A 12,332-nucleotide genomic window follows, 5' to 3' on the forward strand; every position below is an offset into this window, starting at 1 on the left:
CATAGACGACGGAACTGACGCTTACGCTGACGACGGTCACGGTATGCATATTGACCTGCTTTAATTACGGCTTGCTTAGCTACGCGATAGATACGGCTACGAGCTCCGTAATAACCTTTAGCTTGCTTTAATACTTTCTTGTGGCGACGGTTCGCCTGGACACCACGTTTTACGCGAGGCATATTTGACTCCTTACTAAACTATATTTTAATGGCTAAAAATTAAATACGAAGCATACGCTTGATTGAAGACTGATCAGAGTCTGCAACCTGCTTGCATCCACGTAGCTGACGCTTACGCTTTGGTGATTTTTTAGTCAAAATATGGCTAGTAAAGGATTGCTTGTGCTTGAATCCGTTAGCTGTTTTCTTAAAGCGTTTTGTAGCACCGCTTTTTGCTTTCATTTTAGGCATAATATCTCACTCCGCATTGGAAAAATTAACAAAAATAGCAACCGCGCTATTTTCTCTTTTTCGGGGCCAACACCATCATCATTTGCCGACCTTCCATTTTAGGTCGCTGCTCAACAGTTCCGTACTCTTCCAAGTCTGTTTCGACTCGTTCAAGTAGCTTCATGCCGATTTCCTGATGTGCCATTTCACGACCGCGGTAACGAATCGTCACCTTGGCCTTGTCCCCACCTTCAAGGAAACGTATCAGGTTGCGTAGTTTTACCTGATAATCCCCCTCTTCCGTCCCTGGTCGTAACTTAATTTCTTTAACTTGAGTCTGCTTCTGCTTTTTCTTCTGGGCAGCTTTCTGCTTCTTCTCTTCAAATACTTTTTTACCGTAATCCATGATTTTACACACAATCGGATCACTGTTGGCAATTTGAACCAAATCTAAACTTACTTGTGTGGCACGAGCCAGCGCGTCTTCTATCGGAACAATACCTAACTGCTCACCATCTTCTGCTATAAGACGAACTTCCGTTGCTTCGATATTCTCGTTGATCAACGCTTTTTTTGACTTGCCACTTTGGTTATTACGCTTAATGTCTATTTCTCCACATTAAAAATGCAAACATAGATGAGGTGCACATTTTATACTGCTTACTCACCAGAATTTGCGATACGACCTTTCTGTACAAAATCTTCTTTGAAGACCGCGAGAACATCTTCTAAAGGCATCACGCCAAGATCCTCTCCCTTACGAGTACGAATAGCCACTGTATTATTTTCAACTTCCTTATCACCCACAACAAGTAAATAAGGAATCTTGTTAATTGTGTGCTCGCGAATTTTAAAGCCGATCTTCTCGTTTCTCAAGTCCAGATGTGCTCTATATCCCGCTTCTTCGATATTTTTATGTATTTTTTTGCAATATTCGCTCTGTTTATCGGTAATATTCAGTATTGCGACTTGTTCAGGCGCCAACCAGAATGGAAATGCACCTTCGTACTGTTCGATCAAAATACCGATAAATCGCTCAAAAGAACCTAACACAGCACGGTGTAACATGACCGGAGTTTTACGTTCCTGATGATCACTTACATATTGGGCGTCTAGTCGACCCGGCATCGAAAAGTCTACTTGAATCGTTCCACACTGCCATACTCGGCCTAAACAATCCTTCAAAGAGAATTCAATCTTAGGGCCGTAAAACGCTCCCTCACCAGGCAATAAATCCCACTTCAAGCCTTTAGCGTCCAGAGATTCTGCTAAGGCTGCTTCGGACTTATCCCAAACCTCATCTGAACCAACGCGTTTCTCTGGTCGCGTAGATAGCTTGTAAAGAATCTCGCTAAAGCCAAAATCTTGATAAACTTCGTGCAACATATCGATAAAGGAAGATACTTCTTCCTGAATCTGCTCTTCAGCACAGAAAATATGCGCATCATCCTGAACAAAACCACGCACTCGCATAATACCGTGCAAAGCGCCAGATGCTTCATTTCTATGGCAAGAACCAAACTCGGCAAGACGTAAGGGCAACTCCTTATAACTCTTCAAGCCTTGATTAAATACCTGAACGTGGCATGGGCAGTTCATCGGCTTGATTGCAAAGTCTGCGTTCTCTGAGTGAGTAGTAAACATCTGCTCACTAAATTTATCCCAGTGGCCCGACTTCTCCCATAGCGTACGCTCAACCACTTGAGGCGTCTTAATTTCTTTATAACCATACTTGCGCTGCTTGGTACGCATGTAGTTTTCGATAGTCTGGTAGATACTCCACCCCTTGTCATGCCAGAAGACCATACCTGGCGCCTCATCCTGCATGTGGAATAAGTCTAACTTCTTACCTATTTTACGATGGTCTCGCTTTTCGGCTTCTTGTAAGCGATTCAAATATTGCTTTAGCTGCTTCTTATCTGCCCAAGCTGTACCGTAGATACGCTGCAACATTTTGTTGTCAGAATCGCCACGCCAGTACGCGCCAGAAATACGCATTAGTTTAAAATGATGGCAGAATTTCATGTTCGGCACGTGAGGGCCGCGGCACATATCTATATATTCTTCATGGTGATACAAAGCTGGCGTATCGGTCTTGGCGATATTTTCGTCAAGAATTTCCATTTTATAAGTTTCACCACGCGCTTCGAAAGCATCTCGTGCTTCTTGCCAGCTTACGGTCTTCTTAACAACGTCATAGCTCTTCTTAGCAAGCTCAAGCATACGCTTCTCGAGGGCTGCCATATCTTCTTCAGTGAGACGATGCTCTAAATCAACATCATAGTAGAAGCCATTTTCAATCGTTGGGCCAATCGCCATTTTGACATCAGGCCAAAGCTGCTTAATTGCGTGACCAACAAGGTGAGCGCATGAGTGACGCAATATTTCAAGGCCATCTTCATCTTTTGCAGTGATAATACTTAGTGTGGAATCTTCTTGAATCAACTCACAAGCATCGACCAATACATCATTTACGCGACCAGCGATGGTTGCCTTGGCAAGACCTGGACCTATATCTGCAGCAACATCCAATACGGATACAGCATTTTCAAACGAACGTTGACTACCATCAGGAAGCGTAATAACTGGCATATCTACCTCAAAATCAGTGGTGGCCCTTACTAAAGGTCACATGAGTTAAAAATTAAAAAATTACAAGCGCGCGATTCTAAACAAAAAACAAGTAAATTTGTACCGATATCTCCAAGTTTACGTTGATCGATGCACATCAATACTAAAACTGCGACCTTATTCCTAAGTGGCTCCAAAAAAGAAAAAACCCCGACACTCATTGAGTATCGGGGTTTTTAGACTCCTTAAGATTAAGCAGCAGCTTTTGCCAGCTTAGCTCTTTCTTTTGCAGCAATCTTATCAGGGCGAACAAGGAAGCGTGCCATCGCGGGTAGCAACCACAAGCTGCCAACCATGTTCCACAAGAACATAAAGAACAGCAGGATCCCCATATCTGCCTGGAATTTAATTGGCGAGAATATCCAAGTAAATACACCCAAACCAAGGGTCATACCCGTAAAGCAGACCGCTTTACCTGTCGTTCTAAGCGTCTGAAAGTAAGCCTCTTGTAAGACCACACCTTGTTTCAGTTTAGTCTCTAACTGACTATAGATATAGATACCATAATCGACACCAATCCCCACACCCAAGGCAATAACAGGAAGTGTCGCAACTTTAATACCAATACCCAATTGAGCCATAAGCGCTTCACACAGAACCGAGGTAAGTGCCAAAGGTGTAACGATACAAATAACAGCAGCTAAAGACCTGAACGTAATCAGACACAAAATACTAACGACCGAGTAAACAGAGGCTAACATGACATTCTTAGCCTTGGAAATAACCTCGTTAGTCGCCGCTTCAACACCTGCATTACCTGCCGCAAGTAAGAACTGGTAGTTTTCACTTGGGTACTGATCGATCAAGTCTTCCATCGTGTCGATCACAGTATCAAGCGTATCGGCCTCATGATCCTCCAAGAAGATGATCATTGGCGTCATACTACAGTCTGAATTAACCAGGCCTGAAGGTGCTCGCTGTATAGAAGAGTTAATAATTGACTCATTTCGGGATATTTCAAACCACTTCAAGCTTCCCTCATTGAGCGCTTTAGTCACCAATTTGGACACTGAGACCAAAGAAGCGGTAGATTCAACGCCTGGTGTATTTTCCAAACGCCATTGCATACGATCCATGACATCCATTAACTCATAGGTCGAACACATTTCTTTTGGCGTTTTAATCATCACAACCATAATATCGGCGCTGGTACTATAGTTGCTGATAATATAGTCGTTATCTAAATTGTAGCGAGAGTCAGGTCGCAGCTCTGGCGCACCTTTATCCAAGTCACCTATTTTAAGATCTTTCTGGTAGTAGAGACCTATACCACAACCCAGTATTGCAATAAGCACTGAAATCGGTGCCACACTTGGGTGAGCCATAAATGAAAGTGCGCGCCACTTTTTGTCACCATGAAGTTCAACATGCTTAGCATGCTTCAGGCCACCTTTACTCAAACCAGAGTACGAAACGATCACTGGATGGAGAACAAGGTTGGTAACAATAATAACCGCCACACCTACACCTGCGGCAACAGCGAGATCTTTAATCACGTCAATTTCAATGAACAATAATGTCAAAAAGCCAATCGCATCTGAAAGCAAAGCCAGAATACCCGGCCTTACAAGCTGTCTAAAAGTCAAACGACAAGCCATTAGCGGGTTATAACCATGAGCCTGCTCAACCGCAACCCGGTTAACTATCTGCACACCGTGACTAATACCAATCGCAAATACCAGGAATGGCACCAGTACAGAATAAGGATCTAAACCATAGCCAAGTAAGTTCAATATACCTAGCTGCCAAACCACCGCAATAATAGAGGTAACAATAGGTACCAATGTACCGACCATACAGCGAGAGTAGACAAACAAAAATGTTAAAGTTAGTCCGATTGTAATTAATGCAAAGACCGCAACCGCACTAATCCCTTCGATCAAATCACCAACTTTTTTTGCAAAGCCGATAATATGCACATTAATATTTGGATTTTTTGCTGTGTACTGGTTACGAACTTTGTCTTCTAACTTTAAAGAAAAGTCTTTGTAATCAAGAGGTTCATTTGTTTCTGGATTAATTTCAAATAAGGGGACATATATAATTGTCGATTTGAAGTCATCCGAAACTAATCGGCCAACCTGCCCAGACTTGAGCACATTTTGTCGTAGAACTTCTAGTGACTCATCAGACCCATCATATCCATCAGGAATAATCGGTCCGCCCTGAAAACCTTCTTCAGTAACTTCCACCCAACGGACATTGGGAGTCCATAGAGACTTCATTCCTGAGCGATCTACGCCTGGAAGGTAAAACAACTCATCTGTTATTTCACTCAAGGTCTCCATATACGCTTTGTCAAAGACGTCACCATCTTTAACTGCCACCGCAACGCGTATTGAGTTACCTAGATTTTCCAGATCCTCCCTATTCTCCATCATATTGACGATAAACGGGTGCTCAAGCGGAATTAAACGCTCGAATGAAGCATCCGGTTTAATTTGTGCCGCATTGAAACCCAAGAAAGCCGTAATCAATGCAAATATTGCAAGAATCACAGGTCTGTTTGAAAATATTAGCCGTTCAATGACACTACCTGAACCGACAGCTTTAATCTGCTTGCCTGAAGCGCCCTTATCTGAGTTTGACATCCATCAATCCTCTTAATCTCTAGTCGTTATATCTTATATAATTAGTTATGTTGCCAAAGGCACTTACAAGTTCAAACCGCTTGGAGTGGTCAAGTTAACACCATTTTCCCCTACCAATACCAAGCGCTCTGCGTCGATATAGACTGAAGATGCATTTCCTAATCGATTTTCGCGAATTGTTTCAACAAAAGTTCGTCCCCCATCACGACTTAGAATAACCACGCCGGAATTTCCCACGACTGACACTTTCTTGCTTCCGTCATGAGAAGCAGACATTAGAGTCCCTTCGGTCTTCGTTTCTACTTGCTCCCATGTATCGCCATTATCTTCGGAGCGATACATATTGCCTCGCAAACCAAAAGCCAGTACAACGCCTTCATCCTGTGTTCCGGCGACGCCGAAAAATGACCCGCTATATGGACTATCGAGAGTTTCCCAGGTTTCACCCTTATCGGTTGAGCGGTATAGCACGCCACCCTCACCAACAATAAATAGGGCACCACCCTTAACTTCGTTCACTGCATTTAAGTGAAAGCGGTCAGGGTTTTCAATTCGGCTACCATAGTTCTGCCAGGTACGTCCGCCATCGGAGGTCTTAAACAGAAAACCGTAAGCACCCACTACAAAACCTTCTTTTGAAGAACTGAACAACACATCCAGCAAGGGTTTACTCGCACCAACTTGAGCATCGAACTTCGCATCGTCTAAAGCGTAGCTAGCTTCTTCCAACTCGTATTCCAAGTCTTCCAGCTCATCTTCAGAAGCTGTTTCCATTTGTCGTTCAAACTGCTTCAGACGCTCTTCGGACTGAGTAATAATCATTTGGTTTGCCGAGTCACCGTCAAATTGCTTGACCCAAGTTTCTCCACCATCGCTAGTGTGCAAAATGACACCCGAGTGCCCTACAGCCCAACCGTGCGTTTGATCGACAAAACTTACTGCCGTTAACAATACCGATACTGGTACAGAAGCCTGAGCCCAGCTTTTTCCTTCATCATCAGAATAGACAATATGCCCACGACCTCCGACTGCAACAAGTCGGCTGCCCGCCTTGTCAACATCCAACAAGAGGCTATTCGTTGCCATAGAAGTTTTAACCGCGGGCGTTTTAAGTACATCTTCGACCGCATGAGCAGGAGTTATTAGACTTACAACGCTCAATGAGCTAGCCAGAACACCAACTTTTAACCTAGACAGTAGACTGTTCATTTATCAACCTTGTACATTTGAATATATCCCATCAGACACCCTCAATATTAGACATTTCAACATTAACCACGAAAGCCGCCTATACAATAGCGGCCCATATTCAGTGAATATTAAAACAACACATGCCTATTTTGAGTTTCTTTTTAAGCAAGCTGAAGAGCTCCCTTGCTCTATGTCTATATTTTGTTATCGGCCTCTACGTCTTAATGACGAAGGCTTAAAGTAACGCTTGTTTGGTACCTTATTTTCAAATACAGGTGCCTGTTTTTCTTCTGAGTATAGACCATTCACACTATAACGACGTGCTTGTAGATCGTGATATACATCACCACTGGACCAAACGCCTGGCAACTCATAATAGTTCTTTAAGAGCGCATTACTGACTCGCCAAAGTTCACCACGGTTATCGTACTGATCCACCATAGCAATTCCCCAGCTGTCTTCATCAACATAGAACACACGTTTTTTATAGATATGACGAGCCCCTTTCTTCAAAGTAGCTTCGACAACATGTACACGATGCAGTTCCCAGCGAACATATTCAGGATTTAAGTGACCCGGCATAACCAAGTCATCGTATTGAACACCTTTCTGACCGACCTTATAATTGTTATAAGGAATGAAAAACTCCTTAACACCTTTGTAGTCCCAGTTATATCGATCAGGGGCTCCATTGTACATATCTGTATCATCTGCAGTACGCGTGTTGTCAGACGAAGCAATGGGGGAATCATAAGCCAAGTTTGGAGCACGTCTCACTCGACGCTGGCCTGAGTTATAGTCCCACGCACCTCGTTTGTCTTTAACCTGATCCATAGTTTCGTGAACTAGCAACGCACCACCTGCCAAACGGGCGGGCGCTTTATTGAAAGTCAAAAAGTAAAACAAAATATTGTTAAGCTTTTTAAAGCTGCCTTTAGGGTTATGGAAGTTAAAAAACACTTCCGCCTGCTTGGTAATCGGAGAAAAAGAACCATCTCTCTGAACTGGCACTTCAGTCGAACGCAAGGTTGCAAAAATACCTCTCCATCTAGTCAAATGATTCCACATTGTCTGAAGGGCTTTATCTTCATTCTTTCCATGTAATATTGGAAAAGGAATACCACCGTATGCGTTCTGAATCCCCACCCCGCCTTTGGATAAAGACGATGTTTTGGCATTTTTCTTGGTATTTTCTAGGACCCAATCCGGCATCGAGTGCGAACGATGGGTTGGATATACATTGATCTTGAAGCTACTTGGGTATGCTTCAAACAAAGCATACTGACCTGGGGTCAGATAGTTTTTAAAACCTTTGTAGTTACTGTCATCAATGGTGAATTTGATATCATCAGAGGCAAAAGGGTCGATATGATGCTGCCCTGTCCCCTCATACCCCATTGGGGCTTCGGTAATCCCCCCAGTCCATGCAGGAATAGTTTTATTTTTATTCCCGGATTTTATCGAACCGAACGGCGTTAAAGAATTCCCTAACTTATTAACTTCTTTCGTTGAAACTTTCGCATTTGCATTGAGCGCACCCAAAACCAGCGCTAGCACACTACAAAGCAAAATAGACTTGTTTTTCATATGATTACCTTGAAACACACCCATTGTTGTATTACTACACTCTAAAATCGCCACACTCATTATTAACGAGAGTGGTCGCCCGCATCTGGATTAACATTTTTTGGCCTAAACCTGTTATCGCTGATACTGGCAAAACCTTCCGATAATACTTTTCAATTTCCTTCAAAAAGATTAGCCATGCTATTAATTTTTAGCAGATTTTTTCGATCTGTCTATTTTAGTTTTGTTATGAAATATATCTAAGGAAGGTTTTGAGCAAAAAACAGACTAATGAGTGCATGACCTCTCATGCAGGACGGTACGAAGGGCGAAACTATGCTCAATGTGGCCCTAGCAAGCTGAACCCTGTCAGCTCAGCTTGCGGGCAATTATTTTTGGACTTATTTCAAAAGAGCTTAAACCGGCTTATACAAGACTTTTCTCGACAACTTCTCTAACATCTTTTGAGAGCGCCTCTTTCGATTGAATCCTTTCAATCTGCTCGCACATTAACTTCTGTCGATTATCATCAAACTGCTTCCATCGCGTCAGGGGAGTCATAAGCCTTGCTGCAATTTGAGGATTCATATCATCTAGTTTGATAATAATATCGGCGAGAAACTCGTAACCTTCTCCCGACAGGTCATGGAAACGAACCAGGTTCTGACCACAATAGGCACCCACAACCGAGCGAACCTTGTTAGGGTTGGTTATATCAAAATCTGGCGTTTCCATTAATGCTTTTAGGCGCTCTAATGTCATAAACGCAGCACTTGAAGACTGAACAGAGAACCATAACTCGATAACCTGAGCATCGTCCTTCCACTGAGCATGAAAGGCTTCTAGTGCTTGCTCAGCCTCTGAGGCATCTCCTGAATTTACCAAAGCGCTCAAAGCAGAAAAGCTATCAGTCATATTATCAGCATTTGCAAACTGCTTTTTAGCCAGGTTAATAACATCTGCCATTTGACTTGCAGATGAACCACCTATTGCTGACATTAAAGATAAAGCCGCATTTTTTAATGCCCGTTGTGACATAGAGCCATAATCCAAAGCAGGTAATTCCGACTCAACAATATTGTCACGATAAACTGCATATAGCTCGTCACCTAGCTGATTAGCCAAGGCCTGTCGAACAAATTCTCTTGCAGCATGAATGGCATCAACATCTGCTTGCTCCGCCAGCTGCACAAGATAGCTCTCAGCGGGTAGCATCAGCATCTTGCAAACCATTGCTTTGTCTAAAGAGCTATCTGTGAGCAAACCTCGATACGCCTCGACAAAACTCTGGGGTAACACCAGCTCCAGCCCTTGCTGATAAGATTTGATTAAGCCCTGCAGGATGCGCAATGCCAATGCCTGCCCTGCCTCCCAGCGGTTAAAACCATCGGAGTCATGCTGAAACAAAAATACCAATTGCTCATCAGTATACTGATAGGACAACTTGACCGGAGCCGAAAAGCCTCTTAGTAATGATGGAACCGGTTCTGCTTCGATACCCTCAAAAACAATTGATTCTCGTGCTTCGATTAGCTCAAAAACACATTCTTTAGCGCCATCCGCAATTGATAAGGGAAGCTCCTGCCCTTCTGAGTCCAACAATGCAATAGATACAGGGATATGAAACGGCTCTTTTAAATCTTGCCCAGGTGTTGCAGGGCAAGACTGACTCAAGCTCAAGGTATATTGTTTGCTATTGGCATTATAGCTAGAACTCACTTGCAGCTCTGGCGTCCCGCCCTGATCGTACCAGAGCTTAAACTGTTCCAGATCCATCCCGGAAACGTCAGCCATTGCCGAAACGAAGTCTTCAGTTGTGACCGCTTGCCCATCATGCCTGTCAAAATATAAATCACTCCCTGCCCGGAACTGCTTCGGCCCTAAGAGAGTATGCAGCATGCGAACAACCTCTGCCCCTTTTTCATAAACCGTCAGGGTATAGAAGTTTGAAATTTCCATATAGGAAGCCGGACGAACCGGGTGTGACATCGGGCCTGCATCTTCAGCAAACTGTGCGGTTCGCAGAACATTTACATCCTCGATACGTTTAACCACGGAGGAATTCATATCGGCAGAAAATGCTGAATCCCTAAATACGGTAAACCCTTCTTTCAGGCTTAGCTGGAACCAATCTCTGCAAGTAACTCTATTGCCAGACCAGTTGTGAAAATACTCATGTGCAACAATCGCCTCAATGCGCTGATAACCCGCATCTGTTGTTGCATCGGGCTTTGCCAAAACACAGGATGAATTGAAGATATTCAGACCTTTATTCTCCATGGCGCCCATATTAAAATCGTCCACCGCGACAATCATAAATATATCCAGGTCGTACTCTCGCCCGTAGACTTCTTCATCCCAGCGCATCGACCTTTTTAAACAATCTAGTGCGTAATCGCACTTATCTGCATTCTTATGATCAACAAAGATCTTCAGGGCCACCTGACGTCCAGACATGGTTTTGAAGGAGTCTTCATGGCAATGTAAATCACCTGCCACCAAAGCAAACAAGTAACAAGGCTTTGGATGAGGGTCGTGCCAAGTAACAAAATGACGATTATCTTCCAAGTTTCCCGACTCAATAGCATTACCATTGGAAAGCAGGTTCGGGTAAAGCGCTTTATCAGCTTCGATGCGCGTCGTAAATACCGTTAGTACGTCAGGACGATCCATGTAATAGGTAATTCGTCTGAAACCCTCGGCTTCACACTGGGTACAAAACATTGACGAAGACTTGTACAAGCCTTCCAACCGCTTGTTATCTTGCGGCTTAATCCAGGTTTCACACTGCAACTCAAATTTCGCGGGTACAGATTCTACCGTTAGAGATTCGTCATCTAGAAGGTATTCACTCTCTTCCAGCTCACGGTCATCTAACTTTATACTTTTCAGCTCAAGGTCTTCACCATTTAGTGACAGCGCCTCGCCTTCACGGCCAGCGACTCGCTCGATAAGCTGCCTGGCTTTTACCAACGCTCCGTTTTCAAATAACTGAAAGGTTAAATCAAGTGACGTAATCTTAAACGCAGGCTCAAGATAGTCTTTGAGGTATATCGTCTTTGCTGATTCACTCATGCATGCTTTCCAAGTATATGTCTTACTCGACGTCTAGCGAGACGTCGTAGGACGTAAATTTTCGAATATTTAAGCAACCGGTATCGAGAATCATATATTGCCCTTTAATGGCAATTAAGGTCCCCTCCACCTCATCTTGTTTATCAAAATTAAAGGTTTTAGCCTTTTCTGGCCAAGATAAGTGTGGGTATTCAAATTCCCATACATCCTGCTCAGTCAAAGCAGTAATCTCACCGGGGAATTGCTCATCAAGCTCGGCCAACTTATCCTGAGCCAGTTCCATTAGACGGTCACGTTCAACCAAAAGATCTATATCAACGACCTCATGCTTCAGCATTTTCCGCCAATTAGTTTTGTCCGCCACCCACTCTTTCAGCATAACTTCAAGCAAACCGGAAAGTCGTCGGGACTTAACTGAGAATATAGGCAATGCAGCAATGGCACCCTGATCTATCCAGCGGGTAGGCACCTGGTTATGACGGGTAATCCCGACTTTCAAACCAGTTGAATTCGCCAAATAAACTATATGCTCCTGCATACAGTGTGTTTCACCCCATTCCGGCTCACGGCAGGTACCTTGTGCATAATGACAAAGCTCAGGGCTCATAATACAGCGGTCACACTGGGCCAACTTGGTAAAGCATCGATAACAGTAACCTTGGTTAAAGCTCTTGTTGGTACGCTTCTGACAATGAAAACAGCGAATCTCGCCGTTAGAACGAAAGCGTAATTTCTTGCCAAGATAATCTGCAGGATTGCATTTTGTATCACCAAAGTTCAAGGTGTAACTTACCGGGTTCCCCTGACTCACTGTCATTTTACTTAAATGACCTGATGCAACTTGATTCATTAATCGTCTTCTTTGTTAGTGCAATATACGGATAGT

9 protein-coding genes are annotated in these 12,332 nt (G+C 43.5%); all 9 read right to left on the reverse strand.

The window, feature by feature from the left end:
* A partial coding sequence (rplT, locus tag A3757_RS10465) for a 50S ribosomal protein L20 (protein WP_068739575.1) occupies window positions 1-182 on the reverse strand: 182 nt, incomplete at its 3' end.
* Between the two features lie 39 nt (window positions 183-221).
* Window positions 222-413, reverse strand: a complete 192-nt coding sequence (gene rpmI, locus A3757_RS10470; RefSeq protein ID WP_068507660.1) for a 50S ribosomal protein L35 — start codon at window positions 411-413, stop codon at window positions 222-224.
* Window positions 414-459: 46 nt separating this feature from the next.
* Window positions 460-996 (reverse strand): translation initiation factor IF-3, encoded by a 537-nt coding sequence (gene infC / locus A3757_RS10475; protein ID WP_156499823.1) that lies wholly within the window; start codon window positions 994-996, stop codon window positions 460-462.
* Window positions 997-1,052: 56 nt separating this feature from the next.
* Window positions 1,053-2,984, reverse strand: a complete 1,932-nt coding sequence (gene thrS, locus A3757_RS10480; protein ID WP_068507661.1) for a threonine--tRNA ligase — start codon at window positions 2,982-2,984, stop codon at window positions 1,053-1,055.
* Window positions 2,985-3,214: 230 nt separating this feature from the next.
* A complete protein-coding gene (locus tag A3757_RS10485; protein ID WP_068507663.1) occupies window positions 3,215-5,614 on the reverse strand; it encodes an RND family transporter in 2,400 nt (799 codons plus the stop codon).
* A gap of 63 nt (window positions 5,615-5,677) precedes the next feature.
* Window positions 5,678-6,823, reverse strand: a complete 1,146-nt coding sequence (locus A3757_RS10490; RefSeq protein ID WP_068507666.1) for a YCF48-related protein — start codon at window positions 6,821-6,823, stop codon at window positions 5,678-5,680.
* Window positions 6,824-7,009: 186 nt separating this feature from the next.
* Complete coding sequence (locus A3757_RS10495) at window positions 7,010-8,392, reverse strand: DUF1329 domain-containing protein (protein WP_068553435.1); 1,383 nt, start codon at window positions 8,390-8,392, stop codon at window positions 7,010-7,012.
* Window positions 8,393-8,797: 405 nt separating this feature from the next.
* The gene (gene pepN / locus A3757_RS10500; protein ID WP_068510513.1) at window positions 8,798-11,446 is read right to left on the reverse strand and encodes an aminopeptidase N; all 2,649 of its coding nucleotides are present in this window, start codon (window positions 11,444-11,446) and stop codon (window positions 8,798-8,800) included.
* Window positions 11,447-11,468: 22 nt separating this feature from the next.
* Window positions 11,469-12,296, reverse strand: a complete 828-nt coding sequence (locus A3757_RS10505) for a DUF2797 domain-containing protein (RefSeq protein WP_068506812.1) — start codon at window positions 12,294-12,296, stop codon at window positions 11,469-11,471.
* Window positions 12,297-12,332 lie beyond the last annotated feature (36 nt).

The sequence above is a fragment of the Oleiphilus sp. HI0117 genome, assembly GCF_001635235.1.

Bases quoted from the DNA above. Each gene is read 5' to 3' on its own strand.
- A3757_RS10495 (WP_068553435.1), bottom strand. From the start codon at position 8,392: ATGAAAAACAAGTCTATTTTGCTTTGTAGTGTGCTAGCGCTGGTTTTG.
- pepN (WP_068510513.1), bottom strand. From the start codon at position 11,446: ATGAGTGAATCAGCAAAGACGATATACCTCAAAGACTATCTTGAGCCT.
- rpmI (WP_068507660.1), bottom strand. From the start codon at position 413: ATGCCTAAAATGAAAGCAAAAAGCGGTGCTACAAAACGCTTTAAGAAA.
- A3757_RS10505 (WP_068506812.1), bottom strand. From the start codon at position 12,296: ATGAATCAAGTTGCATCAGGTCATTTAAGTAAAATGACAGTGAGTCAG.
- thrS (WP_068507661.1), bottom strand. From the start codon at position 2,984: ATGCCAGTTATTACGCTTCCTGATGGTAGTCAACGTTCGTTTGAAAAT.
- A3757_RS10485 (WP_068507663.1), bottom strand. From the start codon at position 5,614: ATGTCAAACTCAGATAAGGGCGCTTCAGGCAAGCAGATTAAAGCTGTC.
- A3757_RS10490 (WP_068507666.1), bottom strand. From the start codon at position 6,823: ATGAACAGTCTACTGTCTAGGTTAAAAGTTGGTGTTCTGGCTAGCTCA.